Below are 17,273 nucleotides of genomic sequence, written 5' to 3'. Positions count from 1 at the left end.
CAATATGTCAGTTCAATAAAAGGCATGCCATACATTGTCGTTTTTTGTATGCAGATATGCTTGTTTTTGTCGGGAAGAATGCCTAGCGTGTGCCTATCTATTCATAGGATTCAGCCATGCCTTTGTGGAAACCCCGAATTGAAGCGGATGCCAAATCCAAGTATCTCGGCATCGTCGAAGCATTAGAAGCCGATATCTATTCCGGTTATGTTAAAGCCGGTGATCGTTTACCGGCACAGCGAGCGATTGCTGAAGCATTGAATGTGGATCTGACTACGGTAACCCGTGCTTTCAATGAAGCACGCCGTCGTGGATTGATTGATGCCACCACGGGACGAGGCAGTTATGTCAGGCATCATGTTGAAAGTAAACTGATTTCCCATATTTCAGAAGCCCGCCCATTGCTCGACCTGAGCATGAATAATCCGCCACAACCAGAATCTGCTGGTTTACAGCAACATATACCACAGGGTATTGCCCAGCTTATTGCCGGGGCGGACAGGGTATTGCAGCTGCATTATCAGGACAGCGCCGGTAATCCGCATGATCGGAGCGCTGCTGCTGGTTGGCTGAGACAAACAATAGATAGTGTTACCGTCGAACGCACCTTGATTACCGGTGGAGCACAGTCTGCGTTGTATGCCATTTTGCATTGTATGGCTCAACCGGGCGACATTATTGCCTGTGGTGAATTTGTCTATCCCGGCTTGAAATCGGCCGCCGAGCAGCTTCGGCTAACTTTGCAACCATTGACTATGGATGAAGAGGGGGTGTTGCCGGATGCTTTTGAGCAGGCTTGTCGGCTACATGCCATGAAAGCGATTTATCTGGTGCCGAGCATGGACAACCCGACAACAGCCACCATGTCATTACTGCGACGCCAGCAAATCGTAACCATCGCCGATGAATATGACATCACCATCATAGAAGATGATCCCTATTCGCCGCTGCAAACTGAGCCTGTTAAAGCATTAGTTGATTTAGCCGCTGAACGCACATGGTATATACGCACACTGTCCAAGTGTATAACTCCCGCGCTGCGTCTGGCCTATGTTATTGCTCCCAGTAACTCAAAGGCATTGGGACTGACCAATGTCTTGCGTGCGATGAGTGTCATGGCGTCACCGCTGATGGCCGCCCTGGTTTCACGCTGGATTTATGATGGGCGTATTAACCGGTTTGCTGAAGCCATTCGAGAAGAAAACCGTCTGCGCCAGCAAATTGCCGGGCAAGTATTAACGGGTATGGAGTTTTACAGCCATGAAGAAGGACACCATATCTGGCTGCAATTACCCACTTACTGGCAGGCCAGTGCATTTTCCGAACAGGCCACAGTACTAGGTGTATCGGTAGTCGCATGCAACAGTTTCGGCTTCAGCGAGAATCAACGACAGGCTGTTCGATTGTCGTTGGGTCTGTCACCGGATCATGCAACGCTTTCTCAGGCATTAACCATTTTGCGCGGCTTGCTGACTCAGCCAGCAAGCTCCCTGCATCACATTATCTGACCCCAGAGGTGAAGAAATATGACTGAACAACCGATTCACTTTATGGAAAAAAACGGCGATATCTATGAGGAAATGGCCGATTGGGATGTGAATGCCGGTGGCGAGAAAATCGTCGCCAAACGTATGTCTGGCCGGTTTCGTAATCTGAAATGGTTTGGTATGTCGGTGTGGCTTTTTTACTTTCTGGTACCTTACATTCGTTGGAATGGTGAACAAGCCGTATTACTGGATATCCCCAATCGTCAGTTTCATTTCTTTGACTTGACTATTTTCCCTCAGGATATCTGGATGTTATCGCTGACCTTATTGTTTTTTGCCATTCTGCTGGCGGCAGTGACCAGTGTTGCCGGGCGGGTTTTCTGTGGTTATTTCTGTTTTCAGACCGTTTGGACAGATATATACACCTGGATTGAAGGCAAGCTGGAAGGCGATACACCTCAGAAACAATTGCGCTTTAAACAGGCGCCATGGTCGGCAGGAAAACTGCTGAAGAAAATCAGCAAACACAGTTTATGGATGGCAATTGCATTGCTGACGGGGCTGACATTTTCGGCCTGGTTTATGGATGCTTTTGAATTGTGGCGGGATGTTTTCAGCCTGCAGGCACATATTGCCGTGTGGATTGTGATGGCGGTATTTACCACTTTCACTTATGTATTCGCCGGATTTATGCGCGAACAGGTGTGTTTCTGGTTATGTCCGTATGCACGTTTACAGGGCGTTATGTATGACCAGAATACAATTTTGCCTGCGTATGATGCCGAGCGGGGCGAACCTCGTGGCAAACTGAAAAAAGGTCAGACCGATCCCAGTAAAGGTAGCTGCATAGATTGCAAACTTTGTGTCAACGTCTGCCCGACAGGTATTGATATTCGTAAAGGCCAGCAGGAAGGCTGTATTACCTGTGGTATGTGTATCGATGCCTGCGATTCGGTGATGGACAAAATAAATGAGCCGCGCGGCTTGATACGCTATGCCTCTTATGCTGAGTTACAAGGGCACAGTAAACCGCAGCCTTTATACAAACGTCCGCGAGTCATTATTTACAGTCTGATCCTGCTGGCTTCTCTGGCTGGTATTGCTTATGGCTTTTTATCCCTGTCAGCGACCGACTTCAGTGTCAGACCTGATCGTCAGCCTTTATACGTTCAACTCAGCGATGGTTCGATTCAAAACCGTTACTCGCTCAAATTACTGAACAAACAGAATGTGCCGATTGAGGTGCAATATCAGATTGAGGGGCTTGCTGGTGCAAGCCTGCATGGTTTGGATGAAACCTACATTATCGAACCGGCCAGGGTAAGTGTGGTTACAGCGCTGGTCCGTGTAGCCGAATCTGATCTGCAGGGTGGCATCAGCAAACTCAGGTTTAAAGTTAACGTAATTGAAGGACCACAGTCAGAAATTACCTATGAAACTATCTTTATCGCACCCGAATAATGTCGGGTGCGATAAGCTGTTTAATCCTTTTGTTTGACAAACAGCTCATACAGATCGGCCCGGCGATCTTTCAGATTGGTGACTGCACCTTCGTTTCGCACCAGTTTGAGTTTATCCAGATCCAGATCGGAAAACATGATCATTTCGCTGTTCGGTGTAGTTTCAGCCATTATCGCATCGTGTGGAAAAGCAAAATCGGAAGGAGAAAACACCGATGACTGGGCATACTGTACATCCAGGTTTTCAACTTTCGGCAAGTTGCCCACACTGCCGGTAATTGCCACATAACATTCATTTTCGATAGCGCGTGCACGGGCACAATGACGAACGCGCAGATAACTGTTTTTGGTGTCAGTCCAGAACGGTACAAAAATAATATCCACTTCCTGATCTGCTGCAATTCGGCCCAGTTCAGGGAATTCAATGTCATAGCAAATCATAATGGCAACACGCCCGGCATCGGTTTCGAACACCTGAAACTTGTTGCCGCCTTCAATGACCCAGTCACGGCGTTCATGGGGTGTGATATGGATTTTGCGTTGTTCGTCAACCCGGCCATCACGATGACAAAGATAGGACACGTTATAGACCCGGTCATTTTCCAGTAGCGGCATTGAACCGGTAATAATATTGATATTGTAACTGACCGCCATGTCAGACATTTCATTACGGAACTGCTCGGTAAAGCCTGCCAGATAACGAATTGCCCGGGTTTGATCCATTTGATCGGTGAGCCCCATCAAAGGTGCATTAAAAAACTCGGGAAACAGCGCAAAGTCACTTTTATAATCCGATAATGCATCGACAAAATACTCGACCTGTTTAAGTACTTCCTCTACCGAATGAAATTCACGCATCTGCCATTGCACTGCACCTAATCGAACCTGAGTTTTTTTTACATCCAGCAATGACGTTGGCGGGGTATAAAGAATATTATTCCAGTCCAGTAACGTGGCATGTCCCAGTGATTTTTTATCTTCTGGTAAATACTTATGCATCAAACGCATCACCTGAAAATCATTGGAGAGCTGAAATGTCAAAATGGGGTCATAAATTTCTTTTCGTGAGACCTGCTCAATGTACTCGGCAGGTGAAAGCTTGTCGGCAAATTTGTGATAATTGGGGATTCTCCCGCCGGCCAGAATAGCGCGCAGATTCATTGAACGGCACAATTCCTTACGTGCTTCATACAAACGGCGGCCCAGCCGGTAGCCACGATATTCAGGGTGGATAAAAACATCCAGTCCATACAATGAGTCACCTTTTGGGTTATGCCAGATTTTGTCATTTTTCAGGATTAAATCATCATAGGTGTGCGGATTGCTGAATCGTTCATAACTGACCATGACGGTTAGCGCTACAGCAATTAATTCCCCTGAGTCTTCTATGCAGATTTGCCCATCCTGAAACTGATTGATCAATCCTTCAATGGTGGGTTGAGGCCAGGCGCCACCAATATCATCGTACACAGTGTCCATCAGATTTTTGAGCTGATCGTAATCCTCTAATGTTAGATTACGTAAATTCAGGTGCAGCTCTTCGTGGGCCATAAACGCTCCGTAGTTCAATAATGAAATATCGATTGAGTCTAGCAGATGCAGACAGGCATGTTTTAATGTTGAAGATAAACACGCCCTAAAGCTGTTCATAAAACAAGCTGTTATATTGCTGGGTAAAAGGATTGTGATGACCACTGATCAAATCATTATTTTCGCGGTACTGGCAGCAACGCTCGGCTTGTTTATCTGGGACAGGTTGCGTTATGACGTGGTTGCTGTATTGGCATTATTAGCCGTCGCTTTAACCGGTTTGATTCCGGCCGATGAGGTGTTTTCCGGTTTGGGACATCCTGCAGTAATTACCGTGGCGGCGGTATTGATTCTCGGACAAGCACTGGTGAATGCCGGAGTGGTTGACGCTATCGCCAGACAACTCACCCGTGTTGGCAATCATCCCACCCTGCAGATGGCTGCCCTGACTATTACTGTGGCAATCTGTTCGGGGTTTATGAACAACGTGGGTGCATTGGCGTTATTAATGCCTGTGGCAATCTGGATGTCCCGTCAAAGTGGTCATTCACCGTCGATGTTTTTGATGCCGTTGGCATTTGGGTCGTTACTGGGCGGGTGCCTGACGCTAATTGGTACGCCACCTAACATCATCATTGCCAGTTATCGTATTCAAACAGATTCCCCTGCGTTTGGCATGTTCGATTTTTTACCCGTGGGTATAGCGATAACCGTTGTCGGCGTTATTTTCCTGATACTCCTGGGACGCTTTCTTACCCCGCAGCGACAGGTCAATAATAATGAAGAAGAGTTATTTGAAATCAGCAGCTACCTCACAGAATTAACGGTGCCTGAAAAATGTGAATACAGTGGACGAAGTTTGATGGATCTGGTTACCTCTGTTGAAGATGAAGCTGACATAACTGTAGTGGCATTGCTCCGTCAAGATGAGCGGTTCAGCACACCCTCCATGTACCGAGTTCTGCGGCAGGATGATGTACTGTTGATTGAAGCAGATTCCGATAGTTTGAAAGCGTTGACCGATATCACGGGTTTGAAACTGTCTGGCGATAAAACGGATCCTCAAACTGAAGCAGAGAAAGAAACATCTGAATCAATAAAAACCAGGGACTTGGATGTTGTTGAAGCCATTCTGGCGCATGATTCACTATTGGTTGGAAATACCTTAAGCAGTTTATCGATCCGTCAACGTTACGGGATCAATATCCTCGCTGTCGCACGGCGAGGTCATCAGCTGAAACAACGTCTTCATCAGATTCGTTTTGTTGCAGGTGATATTTTATTGATGCAGGGCAGTGAGGAGGTACTCAAGTCGGTCATGGTGGAATTGGGGTGTCTGCCTTTGGCTTCGAGGGGGCTGCGGTTAGGGCAGCCAAGAAAAGTCGTTATCGCTTCACTGGTCTTTGCTGCTGTTATTGCGCTGATCATGTTTGATACCGTTTCCACGGCAACGGCTATGGTTGCTGGGGTGGTGGCAATGTTTTTTACGGGCTTGCTGCCCGTAACAAAAATTTATCAAAGTCTGGATTTACCGGTCATTGTTTTACTGGCGGCGATGCTGCCGGTAGGACAGGCTCTGGAAACCACCGGGGGCTCCGAATTGATTGCCAGCTTTTTGTTGAATCTTGCTCAATCGACACCGCCAGCAGCGACCATCATCATATTGATGGTCGCCACTATGTTACTGTCAAATATTATTAATAATGCTGCGGCGGCGATATTAGCCGCACCGATAGCTATCAGTGTGGCCAGTGGCATGGATGTGTCAGCAGACCCATTACTGATGGCGGTGGCGATAGGCGCTTCCTGTGCTTTTCTGACACCCATCGCACATCAATCCAATACTCTGGTGATGGAACCGGGGGGGTATAGTTTTACCGATTACTGGCGACTGGGTTTACCGTTATCTATTTTGGTGATCCTGACCGCCGTACCAGTTATTTTGTGGGTATGGCCGCTGTAAACTTGTAATCAAGCCTGCTGACCCAATCTTAAAATATTACTCCACAGATTTTCTGCGAACAGGAATTAAAATGGCCCAGCAAATTATTCAACTGCAACTCAGCGGTATGCGTTGTGCCGCCTGTGCCAACAGCATTGAGAAAGCCTTGAAAAAAGCGGCTGCTGTGAAGTCTGTTCAGGTTAATTACGCTAATGAAAAAGCCACTATTCGTGGTGAAAATCTGGATGCCGACAGTTTGATAATAACGGTCGAAAAGGCTGGCTATGCCGCCCAGTTGATTGATATCGAACACCCGCAGACGGATTCAAACCAGCAGCTGCAACAAAAACAGTTTTATAAGTTTATCGCGGCGGCCATCTTGTCACTGCCTTTGCTGTACAGCATGGTCGGACATTTCAACTGGACCAGCGGTATACCGATTCCAACATTATTAATGAACGCCTGGGTGCAAATGGCATTAGCCACACCGGTGCAGTTTATTATTGGCTGGCAGTTCTATCGAGGCAGTTATTACGCTTTAAAAAATCGCAGTGCCAATATGGATGTACTGGTGGCGTTGGGTACCTCAGCCGCCTATTTTTACAGTTTATGGCTGACTTTCAACTATGGCGCGATGGCGGCGCATGATGGTTTGTATTTTGAAACCAGCGCAGTGTTGATTACGCTGATTCTATTGGGTAAATGGTTTGAAGCCCGGGCCAAAGGTCATACTTCAGAAGCCATCAAAAAACTGTTAAAACTCCAGCCCCAACAGGCATTAAAGGAATCAGCTGACGGTCAGACAAAATTGGTGTCAGTCAAAGAACTGCAACAGGGTGATATTGTGCAGATTAAACCCGGGCAGCAGATTCCGGTTGATGGTGTCATTGTTGAGGGGCAATCGGCAGTCGATGAATCCATGTTGACAGGCGAAAGCATGCCCGTAGAAAAAAGCGTCAATGATAAAGTTGTCGGCGCGACTTTTAATCAAAATGGTTTTTTACGGGTTCGCGCTACCCATCTGGGGGAAGAGGCTGCATTAGCACGGATTGTCAGGGTAGTGGAGCAGGCGCAAGGCTCCAAAGCACCCATCCAGCGTATGGCAGATAAAGTGTCAGGCATTTTTGTACCCGTGGTGGTCATGATTGCCCTTATCACTTTCCTGCTTTGGTGGTTATGGTTTACCCCCGGCGATATTGGCAGAGCATTGGAAACCATGGTGGCTGTTCTGGTCATTGCTTGTCCCTGTGCCCTGGGTTTAGCCACACCCACATCCATCATGGCGGGTTCAGGCCGTGCCGCTGAGGCCGGTATTCTCTTTAAACAAGCCGATACTCTGGAATTAACCCAATCTCTGACCACGATTGTGTTTGATAAAACCGGCACGCTCACTGAGGGAAAACCCGCCTTAACGGATTTTGTGGTGGCCGAGGATTATGATCAATCGGTTATAGCCGCTGTGGTGAGTTCAATAGAGGCCAAATCAGAGCATCCGCTGGCACAGGCAATTGTCGAGGGTTTAACAGCACTCAGCGCTAAATCAATAGTCATTAATGATTTCAAGTCGCTGAGTGGTCATGGCGTGATGGCCAGTGTTGAACTCAATAGCCAGCTTTCACAAATCAAGCTGGGTACCAAAAAACTGATGTCGGAAAATGGCATTGATATGGGGGGCTGGCAACATCAACAACAGCAGTTGGAGCAACAGGGGAAAACGGCCATGTTGATTGCTGTGGATCAGCAAGTGATTGGGTTGATCGCGGTTGCGGATACAGTAAGAGAGACGGCAGAAACAGCCGTTATTGCCTTGAAAAAACGTGGTCTGCAGGTTGTTATGTTAACCGGTGATAATCAACTTACCGCTGAGGCAATTGCCCGGGAGCTGGGCATAGATAACGTGATTGCAGAAGTTTTACCTGAACACAAAGCTGATAAAATCCGTGAATTACGTCAACAGGGTCAGGTTGTAGCAATGGTTGGTGATGGTATCAATGATGCACCTGCACTGGCTGAGGCGGATATCGGCATAGCCTTGGGAAGCGGCACCGATGTGGCTATTGAAACAGCAGATATTGCATTGATGCGAACTGATTTAAATGCTGTCTCTTCCGCTATACAGTTAAGTCATCTGACCGTGCGTAATATTCGTCAAAACCTGTTTTGGGCCTTTGCCTACAATTCTCTGGGCATTCCAATTGCGGCAGCGGGCTTACTGGCGCCCTGGCTGGCCGGTGCAGCAATGGCATTCAGCTCGGTTTCTGTTGTGTTAAATGCCCTAAGACTACAGCGGGTTAAACATATACAGTAAATGCTAATATCACATAAGATTTTGTACTGATAAAACAACGAACATATTTCAGCGAAAGGTTTCAACTTGCTGAATTATTACGGGCTTGTTTCACATTGCGTTAACTTTTAGGTATAGATCCTTTCGAAGCTGTTGTAATATCCCTGTTTAAAATATGGACAATATACCTGAAAAAAGGTTGGACCCATGACGACAGAAGAACTGGAAAGCAAACTCGAGCAATGGAAGCAGAAGTATCTTGAGTTGCTTGCAAGTGATGAGAAACAAACAACCTATACCCAACTTTTGGAACGTAGTCTTGGACGACTGGCTTTAGTTGCAGAAGGCATTGATTCCGCATTGGACAAACAGCTGCATGCCCTTCGACGTGAGTTACGCAGCCAAAAAAACGTTGAGCAAATTAGCGATATTCTGGAAAAAATCCAGCAATGCATCAACCTAATGGATGAGAGTCCTCAGAGTTCCGATGCCTCCGAACTGTTACGACATCTTCTGTTATCCATAAGCTTTCCAGCGGATTCACAGCCCCGTGTTGATAATCTGCTGATTCAACTCAAAGATGCTTCCAGTCATCAGGCGCGTGAGCTTTTACCGGAATCTGTCAACCTGCTGGAATCAATTATTTCCAAGGCTTCTGTTACACCCGTGGTCGAAAAAAACCGTTCGGGACTGTTGCAAAAGCTTGGGTTTAGCAAAGTTAATACTGAAATATCACTGTTGTTATGCGGCATGATAGATAATTTGCAGATACCGGAGATGTTCAATGACCAGCTCCAGGAAATAAAAGCGCAACTGCAGACCGAGCCGGCAAAAAAGAAATTACCGACAATCATTGATTCGCTGACCAGCCTGATAAATGCGCTAGGGGCTCAGGCACAGCTGCAGCAGCTAGAATATCGCGCTTTTCTGGCGACGCTAAGTGATCGCATTAATGAACTTGATGATCTGTTACGACTGACGGTAAAGGATGATGAAGAGGCTTTTCAGCAACGCCAGAAAATAAGTCAAAAGGTTGATGCGGGATTGGATGATATTTATAAACAGATTGATGTCACCAGTGAACCGCGTGAGCTGAAATCCATTATTCGTCAGCGTTTAACCGCCTTATGCGGTGCGGTCGATGAATATCGTAATGCTGATCAGACGCGTTATTACCAATCACAACAGGAAATAAAAAAACTGACCGATCGGCTTCAGGAGTTGGAAGCTGAAACCAAATCGCTACAGGATGGCATACGCAAAGCCCATGAAATGGTTCGTAAGGACACGTTGACCGGCATCAGTAACCGTCAGGCACTGATGGATGCCCTGGAAACAGAATATATTCGCTGGCAGCGTTACAAACATCCATTAAGCCTGGTGGTCTGGGATATTGATAATTTCAAACAGATAAATGACAGTCTTGGTCACCTGGCTGGCGATAAGATCTTAATCCGCATTGCCGAAATTTTATCGACTTCCACCCGTGAAATTGATTTTGTGGCCCGTTACGGTGGCGAGGAGTTTGTTGGCATATTTCCGGCTACCGCGTTAGCTGACACGGAAGTGCTGGCCAATAAGATTCGCGAGGAAATCAACAACACACGATTTTTATATGATGGCAAGCCGGTGCCAATCACCGTGTCTGCCGGTGTCGCTACTTTTCATCAAGGAGATAACACTGAAAAAGTGTTTAACCGTGCTGATACCGCATTATTCAGAGCTAAAAAGCAAGGCAGGAATATGTGTATTGTTGAAGACGTTGAGGCGAGTCGCTGAGACACGCTTAACTTTCCCCAAAGTTTCTGGTCCCGGGCGTTGGAGTGTTTATGAAAATTATGAGCTTTTTCCTGTTATGCCTCTCAGGACCGTTGTTAGCCGCGAATGATTGCCCAAACGCCAATAACACCTATGAGATTGGACAATGTCTGACACAGCAACTGGAGCAACAGGAAGTTGAATTACAGCATTATCTTGCAGAAGCCAGAGCACGTTATGCTGAAGATGAGTTGATTGTTGACTCTATCGATAAGGCCCAGCAAAGTTGGCTGACTTACCGCAAGGATCAATGCAGTTCACTTTATGATATCTGGAGAGATGGGACCATCCGCAGCATTATGGGATTAAGCTGCTCTATTCGGATGACAAAATTACGTACTCATCAGATATGGCACAGTTATCTCACCTATATGGATAGCACGCCAGCTTTGTTACCCGAACCACAAACAGAGTAATTGATTACCTTTGAAATTGTTTCCATGAACAGCAGTATTCAGGAAAAGATCTATCTGGAGCATGAAGCAGCCAGATTGTTTATGCGGTTTTATGAAAAGCAGACTGGCATTCCAATGCGACATATCTGGCATAATCTGCCACGCAAGCCTGATGTCAGCTGTTACCTGAATGACAGCAAGCTGGATCTGGAAATCGCCCACATTTACGGCAGTGAAGCCGAGGCCAGACTCATTCTCGGCAGAGGAGCGGGTGACAAGATGCTGGCTGCCTTGCATCAGTTGACACAATTACCGGTCAATCGCCGTTTGATCGCAGCGTTAAATGCTGTACTCGCCAGCAAGGCGGAGAAAAACTATCATAGCCAACGTGTATGGTTGGTGTTGCGTAATATGAATGCTTTGTGGCAGCAAAAGGATTTTGAAAAGCACCGGCATCAGATAGTCCTGCCCGAAGCACATCCGTTTGAGCAAATCTGGTTAATAGGGGATCCTAAGGGGCATAGCGGAGCCAGCCGGTTATTTCCTGAATAAAAAGGTTTTTTTATTTCAGTCTGGTTTTTTATTTGATGTTGGTTTTTCCAAACCACTGCTCAGAGCATGGGTTTGTGGATCATAATTCTTCTGCAGTTCATCTTTTACCGTACCTTTCCATAAGGGCACCCCGACAAAATAACCCGCCCGGCCAATCACATGCGCTGCAACGGGTGCCGTCAGAATAATAAACGCAATAATCGCTATTACACGAGTAACCACGGTGGTATCAGCAAAATAGACCGCCACGCCAATCATTATCAGACTGGTTCCCAGTGCCCCGGATTTGGTGGTGGCGTGCATTCTTGTCGGAAGATCCGGCAGGCGAATGATACCGATGGCGGCCAGTAACATTAACGCTGCGCCTGAAATCAGAAAAAAAGCGACCAGTATGTCAGTCATCACGCGGTCCTCCACGTTCCAGAAAGCGGGCAAAGCCAATGGCGGCCAGAAAAGCAGTCAGCGCTAATACAATCGCTACATCCAGAAAACTGCTGACTCCGGTATCGATGGCATGAACGCCGACAATACCGGCTACGATGGAAGCAATGAGTTCTAATGCGACCACTCGATCCGGCAATGAAGGGCCTTTCGCCATTCTGATAAATGCCAATAGCAGAGCGCTGGATAGCATCAGATAGACAAGATTGATAATAAATGTGCTCAATGCAGGCTCCTCAGCGTAATATTTCCAGTAAACGCTGTTCGATTTCATGCAAGTCAGTTAATAGTTCCTTTTCATTCTGCAGAAACATCGCATGAATAAACAACACCCGGCGATCATCTGAAATATCCAGCGTTAATGTCCCGGGGGTTAACGAAATAAAGTTTGCCACCATCGTGATCTCAAAATCTGACTTGGCTTCCAATGGAAACGCGATAACTCCTGGTTGCATATGCCAGGGTGGGGTCAAAATATCAAAACCGACTTTGTAGTTGGCCTTAACCAGTTCCTTGATAAAAAAACCGGCAAACCTAAGCAGTAATGGTAAGCGTTGAGCATAACCACTCAGTGAGGGTAATTGATTTTGAGAGATGGCCAGAACAATATAGCCCAGTGCAAAACCGAATATAAAATTCAGCCCCCCAAAATTGCCGGTTAACGCCACCCAGCACAGGGCCAGCACGATATTCAGGAAAAAACCGATCATAAGTTTTCTCCCAGCACCGCTTCAATGTAGGCTGCTGGATTTAATAATTGATCAGCAGCATCACTGGCTAACTGATAAATGGGCTCACCATTCAGACCAATGTACAAAGTGCATAAGGTTAAGCCAACCACCGGTATCAGCATGACCAATAATTGCGAGTCTGTTCGATTACTGATTAAACGAGAATCATCTATACCCTCCGGTAATTTTTTCCAGAACACTTCGGCCCAGATTTTGATCATTGAATATAAAGTCAACAGTCCGACTAACAGGGCAGTACCGGTCGCTATCCAGGCGTCCACTTCAAGACCGGCCCGTATCACCAGAAACTTGGCAAAAAAACCTGATAATGGTGGTATACCGGCAAGCGACAGGGCAGGGATCAGAAATAAAATCGCCAGCCATGGACGTTGTTTATAAACTCCGCCCAGCTTTTTCAGGTCATAACTGCCCAACAGTCGATACACCACACCACTAATCAAAAACAGATTCGTTTTCACGATAATGTGATGCATGATGTAAAACACCCCACCGATAATGGCTAATGGTGTGAATAGCGCCAATCCCAGCAGCATGTAACCAATCTGGCTGACGATATGAAATGACAGAATCCGGCGAAACTCAAACTGTGCCGCCGCACCCAATACACCGGTCAGCATTGTCAGCACAGCGATCCATAACAAAATAGTGTGGGTATAGCCGGTATCGCCAATGAATATCAGCGTAAACACCCGGTATAAAGCATAAACGCCGACTTTGGTCAGTAATCCGGCAAACAATGCGGACACACCAACCAGGGGGGTATGGTAAGACGCTGGCAACCAGAAAAACAACGGAAAGGCAGCGGCTTTAATGCCAAACGAAATAAGAAACATCATCGCCAGCACATTGACCATGCCGGTATGTTCTACCTGACTCAGTTTGTCACCAATATCGGCCATGTTCAGCGTACCAACCATGCCATATAACAAGCCGATGGCGGATAGAAATATCGCTGATGAAAACAGGTTCAACGTGGCGTATTTAATCGCGCCTTCCATCTGGGCGCGTTCGCCGCCCAAGGTCAACAGCGCAAATGAGGCCAGCAACATCACCTCAAACCAGACAAACAGATTGAATATATCGCCGGCCAGGAAAGAACCGGCAACCCCGGCAAGTAACAGATGCATTAACGGGAAATAGCCGAATTTCTGATGTTTATCAGGTGTGGCTGCCATGGAAAAAACTGCAATCGCCAGACCGATAATACCGGTTAACACGATCATGATCGCACTTAGCAAATCGGCCACAATGGTGATACCAAACGGTGCCGCCCAGCCGCCCATCTGCATCACTACAAAGCCAGTTTCACGAATACTGCTTAATAGCCAGATGCCTGATCCGAGTAAAGCGGTGGTGGCGAACAGGCTAATCCAGCGCTGATAAAACGTTGAACGCCAGAAGGCTAACGTTAAAGCGCCTGCCAATAACGGGATGATAATGGGTAAAACAACTTCCGGGCTCAAGTGTCAGTATCCTTCATTTGGTCCAGATCATCATTACCCACCACTTCATAAGCCCGGTGGATTAAAACCACGGCAAAGGCCAATACCCCAAAGGCAATAACAATGGCGGTCAAGATCAATGCCTGAGGCAAAGGATCGGCAATGATTCCCAGTGGGGCAGCCGCACCTTCAGGTATTAATGGTGGAGCCCCGCGGGTCATCCCGGAAACGGCAAAAATCAGCAGGTTGGCCGCATTGCTGAGAATAATCAGGCCGATAACCAGTTTGACGATTGAGCGACGTAACATCATATAAATCGCTGCTGCAAACAGAATGCCGATCACATAAGCCATCAGTGATTCCATACGGATAGCTCCTGTCGAATAGTCAGTTTATCGTTCACTCTTCAGACTCCGTCAGTGACATCACGATAGTCAAAATCGTCCCCAATACCGCAAAATAAACGCCGATATCAAAAATCAATACCGTTGATAATTTGATGTCGGTTTCACCCAGTGAAAACTCCCACCATTGGGCCGTAAGAAATGCTTCACCATGGAACATGCCCGGAAACATGGCTGCCAGCCCCAACAAGAGTCCTAACGCCAGTAAGTCCCGTGGTTCGACGCGCATGATTTCACGCGTTGATGCCACGCCATGGGCAAATAAATACAACACAAAAGCACCCGAAGCGACCAGCCCGGCAATAAAACCACCGCCTGGTTCATCGTGACCGCGTAATAATAAAAACACTGAAAAAATTAACTGCAATGGCAACAGAAACAAAGCTGCCGTGTGCAGGATCAATGTATTGAAAGTCATTATTTTGGTTTTTTTATCGTTCATGACTTCTCCTCAGCACGCAGTTTGAGCATTGAGAAAACACCAAGAGCAGCAATCGCCAGCACAAAGATTTCGCCCAGCGTATCCAGTGCCCGAAAATCAACCAGAATGACATTGACGATATTGCGGCCTTTGGCCAGCGGGTAACTGGACTCGATAAAGAAGTCTGATATGGAGTCAAAAAACTGCACATCGATTGCTGCGAGTATCAGTAATGTCATTAACACGCCCATCAGCACCGCAACGCTGGCATCCCGAATCACTTCATAGCGGCTTGAGTACCGAGAGAACCCCGGCAGTTTAAATAACACCAGTATCAGTAAAATAACCGTGAGAGTTTCTACCAGAACTTGGGTAATGCCCAAATCCGGGGCACTGAAATGAATAAACACCAACGCTACAGTAAAACCCAGAACGCCCATGCTGGCGACTGCCCCTAAGCGTGAAGGGGTGTAAATGGCGTAGAGGGTGGCCATTAGCATCAGTAAAGCAATGGAAAGCTCATAAAACGCCACACCTTCAACATTCAGATACACATTCAAACCATACTGACTCAGCAAGGTGTAGCCGACCAGAATCACCGTGGTCAGGATCATGACAATCATGTAGTTACCTAATTTGCCATTTTGCAGCAACCGGGTCTGCCAGCTGGCGATCCCGGTGATACCATTCATCATGCCGAAATAGCCAGCTTCCGGTCCGTAATGACTTAGTTGTGTGGTCAGATTACCGATGGCTGGCCGTATTTTTTGCCAGACCATAAATAGCAGGATACCGCCAGCCAGAGCAATCACCGATAACAGCAACGGTAGATTAAAGCCATGCCATAAGGCCAATGACAAACTGGCTGGAGCTACTGAAATCGCATTGACGGTCGCGCTTAGAATGGCGTTTTGGGGAACCCAGGGCAGCAAACCAAATATAAGCGACAATACCGCCAGAATCGACGGTCCTATCAACATTGCCATAGGCGCTTCATGAGGTTTTTTCGGTGTGGGGCGTAATTCCCCGTAAAAAGGTTTAATCGCCACGACTGCAGCAATCGCCATGACCAGCATTGCGGCGGCCAGGGCCAATATGAGGAGTAATAACTGATAATTATCATTGCCCAGTACCGCTTCAAACATGGCTTCTTTGGCGATAAAGCCAAATAAGGGTGGCATCCCGGCAAGCGATAAAGCGGCGAGGGCAGTTATCAGCGCAGTACGTGGCATGTTACTTCGCAAACCACCCATCAGGGTTAAATCCTTAGTGCCAATTTCGTGGTCAATTGCGCCTGCCAACATAAACAGCGCCGCCTTGTACAATGAATGAGCCAGTAGGAAACAGGCAAAAGCAATCAACGCATATCCGGTGCCGATTCCAAGCAGCATGGTCAATGTGCCGAGTGCCATTACGGTGGAATAGGCCAGTACTTTCTTGATATTGGTCGCGCTATAGGCCAGATAGGCTCCGACAAACATGGTGATGGCACCAAACAGGCTAAGAGAGAATGTCCAAACAGCATGTTCGGTAAATGCCGGATTCAAACGTGCCATCAAATAAATCCCGGCTTTCACCATCGTGGCGGAATGCAGATAGGCCGATACCGGAGTTGGTGCCGCCATCGCATTGGGTAACCAGAAATGAAAAGGGAATTGAGCGGATTTGGTAAACGTACCCAACAGAATACAGATGATCATGCCAACGGCCAGCGGACTCTCCAGCAGACTGTCTGATGCGCTTAGCAACTCGGAGATCTGATAGCTACCACCCGCAGTGGCCAGCATAATCAGTCCGGCCATCAGGGCCAGACCACCTCCTACCGTGACAAACAAACCTTGTAATGCTGAACGCCTGGCGGATTCGTCTTCATGATCAAAACCGATCAACAGATAGGAAGTGATGCTGGTTAATTCCCAGAACACAAACAGGCTGATCAGATTATCGGACAGCACCAGCCCGAGCATTGAAGCCATAAAGGCGAGCATGATGACAAAAAAACGAGCGATCGATTGATGCCCTTTCAGGTAACTGCCTGCGTAAATAAAAATGAAGATACCGATAAAACTAATCAGCAGTGCAAATAGCAAAGACAGTCCATCCAGCATAAAGCTCAGATTGATATCCATCCCCGGCAACCACTGCCATTGCTGATAGATGACTTCACCCTGGCCCAACGATGGGATAAAACTGGCAAAATACACCGTTAGCGATAATGGCAAGATCGCTAAAAGCCAGCCGGTTTTATTCCCTGCAATACGCTGCAGAAAAGGCGTAAAGAGGGCCAGAATAAAACCTGATAAAACGGCAAATAACATCGTATCCGATATCTCCTGAATTCA

15 protein-coding genes are annotated in these 17,273 nt (G+C 47.1%); 7 read left to right on the top strand and 8 right to left on the bottom strand.

What is annotated here, in order from left to right; translation table 11 throughout:
• The first annotated feature begins 116 nt into the window (after positions 1 to 116).
• A complete protein-coding gene (locus B2W60_RS04450) occupies positions 117 to 1,508 on the top strand; it encodes a PLP-dependent aminotransferase family protein (protein WP_292362421.1) in 1,392 nt (463 codons plus the stop codon).
• Positions 1,509 to 1,526: 18 nt separating this feature from the next.
• On the top strand, positions 1,527 to 2,948 hold the full coding sequence (gene ccoG / locus B2W60_RS04445) for a cytochrome c oxidase accessory protein CcoG (RefSeq protein WP_292362422.1): 1,422 nt from the start codon (positions 1,527 to 1,529) through the stop codon (positions 2,946 to 2,948).
• 20 nt (positions 2,949 to 2,968) lie between these two features.
• Here ccoG and B2W60_RS04440 read toward each other — a convergent pair whose 3' ends face one another.
• A complete protein-coding gene (locus B2W60_RS04440) occupies positions 2,969 to 4,498 on the bottom strand; it encodes a bifunctional GNAT family N-acetyltransferase/carbon-nitrogen hydrolase family protein (protein ID WP_292362423.1) in 1,530 nt (509 codons plus the stop codon).
• Between the two features lie 136 nt (positions 4,499 to 4,634).
• Here B2W60_RS04440 and B2W60_RS04435 point away from each other — a divergent pair, with 136 nt between their 5' ends.
• The 5 genes from B2W60_RS04435 (at position 4,635) to B2W60_RS04415 (ending at position 11,471) form a co-directional block, all read left to right on the top strand.
• On the top strand, positions 4,635 to 6,440 hold the full coding sequence (locus tag B2W60_RS04435) for an SLC13 family permease (protein WP_292362424.1): 1,806 nt from the start codon (positions 4,635 to 4,637) through the stop codon (positions 6,438 to 6,440).
• Between the two features lie 70 nt (positions 6,441 to 6,510).
• Positions 6,511 to 8,727, top strand: a complete 2,217-nt coding sequence (locus tag B2W60_RS04430) for a heavy metal translocating P-type ATPase (protein ID WP_292362425.1) — start codon at positions 6,511 to 6,513, stop codon at positions 8,725 to 8,727.
• A 186-nt stretch (positions 8,728 to 8,913) separates the two neighbouring features.
• Positions 8,914 to 10,485, top strand: coding sequence for a GGDEF domain-containing protein (locus B2W60_RS04425; RefSeq protein ID WP_292362426.1), 1,572 nt, complete (start codon positions 8,914 to 8,916; stop codon positions 10,483 to 10,485).
• Positions 10,486 to 10,535: 50 nt separating this feature from the next.
• Complete coding sequence (locus B2W60_RS04420) at positions 10,536 to 10,940, top strand: lysozyme inhibitor LprI family protein (protein WP_292362427.1); 405 nt, start codon at positions 10,536 to 10,538, stop codon at positions 10,938 to 10,940.
• A 24-nt stretch (positions 10,941 to 10,964) separates the two neighbouring features.
• The gene (locus tag B2W60_RS04415; protein ID WP_292362428.1) at positions 10,965 to 11,471 is read left to right on the top strand and encodes a hypothetical protein; all 507 of its coding nucleotides are present in this window, start codon (positions 10,965 to 10,967) and stop codon (positions 11,469 to 11,471) included.
• 15 nt (positions 11,472 to 11,486) lie between these two features.
• On the opposite strand, the gene mnhG is transcribed toward B2W60_RS04415, so the two are convergent.
• The 7 genes from mnhG to B2W60_RS04380 are packed head-to-tail and all read right to left on the bottom strand — an operon-like array spanning position 11,487 to position 17,249.
• The gene (mnhG, locus tag B2W60_RS04410) at positions 11,487 to 11,873 is read right to left on the bottom strand and encodes a monovalent cation/H(+) antiporter subunit G (RefSeq protein ID WP_292362429.1); all 387 of its coding nucleotides are present in this window, start codon (positions 11,871 to 11,873) and stop codon (positions 11,487 to 11,489) included.
• Positions 11,866 to 12,138 carry a monovalent cation/H+ antiporter complex subunit F gene (locus B2W60_RS04405; protein ID WP_292362430.1) on the bottom strand — a complete coding sequence of 91 codons (273 nt, stop codon included), beginning with the start codon at positions 12,136 to 12,138 and terminating at the stop codon, positions 11,866 to 11,868. The genes mnhG and B2W60_RS04405 overlap by 8 nt, the downstream gene beginning before the upstream one ends.
• Before the next feature lie 10 nt (positions 12,139 to 12,148).
• Positions 12,149 to 12,622, bottom strand: coding sequence for a Na+/H+ antiporter subunit E (locus B2W60_RS04400; RefSeq protein ID WP_292362431.1), 474 nt, complete (start codon positions 12,620 to 12,622; stop codon positions 12,149 to 12,151).
• Positions 12,619 to 14,127 (bottom strand): Na+/H+ antiporter subunit D, encoded by a 1,509-nt coding sequence (locus tag B2W60_RS04395; RefSeq protein WP_292362432.1) that lies wholly within the window; start codon positions 14,125 to 14,127, stop codon positions 12,619 to 12,621. Before B2W60_RS04395 ends, B2W60_RS04400 begins: the two co-directional genes overlap by 4 nt.
• Positions 14,124 to 14,471: a Na+/H+ antiporter subunit C gene (locus B2W60_RS04390; RefSeq protein ID WP_069295530.1), complete on the bottom strand. Its 348-nt coding sequence runs from the start codon at positions 14,469 to 14,471 to the stop codon at positions 14,124 to 14,126. The genes B2W60_RS04395 and B2W60_RS04390 overlap by 4 nt, the downstream gene beginning before the upstream one ends.
• A 34-nt stretch (positions 14,472 to 14,505) precedes the next feature.
• Positions 14,506 to 14,952 (bottom strand): Na+/H+ antiporter subunit B, encoded by a 447-nt coding sequence (locus B2W60_RS04385; RefSeq protein ID WP_292362433.1) that lies wholly within the window; start codon positions 14,950 to 14,952, stop codon positions 14,506 to 14,508.
• Positions 14,949 to 17,249: a putative monovalent cation/H+ antiporter subunit A gene (locus tag B2W60_RS04380; protein ID WP_292362434.1), complete on the bottom strand. Its 2,301-nt coding sequence runs from the start codon at positions 17,247 to 17,249 to the stop codon at positions 14,949 to 14,951. Before B2W60_RS04380 ends, B2W60_RS04385 begins: the two co-directional genes overlap by 4 nt.
• Positions 17,250 to 17,273: the final 24 nt, after the last annotated feature.

Source organism: Methylophaga sp. UBA2496, from assembly GCF_002341635.1.
Lineage (GTDB): Bacteria > Pseudomonadota > Gammaproteobacteria > Nitrosococcales > Methylophagaceae > Methylophaga.
Note: the sequence above shows the minus strand (reverse complement) of the source record. Positions and strands in the feature narration are given on the sequence as shown.

Bases quoted from the DNA above. Each gene is read 5' to 3' on its own strand.
- B2W60_RS04450 (WP_292362421.1), top strand. From the start codon at position 117: ATGCCTTTGTGGAAACCCCGAATTGAAGCGGATGCCAAATCCAAGTAT.
- ccoG (WP_292362422.1), top strand. From the start codon at position 1,527: ATGACTGAACAACCGATTCACTTTATGGAAAAAAACGGCGATATCTAT.
- B2W60_RS04440 (WP_292362423.1), bottom strand. From the start codon at position 4,498: ATGGCCCACGAAGAGCTGCACCTGAATTTACGTAATCTAACATTAGAG.
- B2W60_RS04435 (WP_292362424.1), top strand. From the start codon at position 4,635: ATGACCACTGATCAAATCATTATTTTCGCGGTACTGGCAGCAACGCTC.
- B2W60_RS04430 (WP_292362425.1), top strand. From the start codon at position 6,511: ATGGCCCAGCAAATTATTCAACTGCAACTCAGCGGTATGCGTTGTGCC.
- B2W60_RS04425 (WP_292362426.1), top strand. From the start codon at position 8,914: ATGACGACAGAAGAACTGGAAAGCAAACTCGAGCAATGGAAGCAGAAG.
- B2W60_RS04420 (WP_292362427.1), top strand. From the start codon at position 10,536: ATGAAAATTATGAGCTTTTTCCTGTTATGCCTCTCAGGACCGTTGTTA.
- B2W60_RS04415 (WP_292362428.1), top strand. From the start codon at position 10,965: ATGAACAGCAGTATTCAGGAAAAGATCTATCTGGAGCATGAAGCAGCC.
- mnhG (WP_292362429.1), bottom strand. From the start codon at position 11,873: ATGACTGACATACTGGTCGCTTTTTTTCTGATTTCAGGCGCAGCGTTA.
- B2W60_RS04400 (WP_292362431.1), bottom strand. From the start codon at position 12,622: ATGATCGGTTTTTTCCTGAATATCGTGCTGGCCCTGTGCTGGGTGGCG.
- B2W60_RS04390 (WP_069295530.1), bottom strand. From the start codon at position 14,471: ATGGAATCACTGATGGCTTATGTGATCGGCATTCTGTTTGCAGCAGCG.
- B2W60_RS04385 (WP_292362433.1), bottom strand. From the start codon at position 14,952: ATGAACGATAAAAAAACCAAAATAATGACTTTCAATACATTGATCCTG.
- B2W60_RS04380 (WP_292362434.1), bottom strand. From the start codon at position 17,249: ATGTTATTTGCCGTTTTATCAGGTTTTATTCTGGCCCTCTTTACGCCT.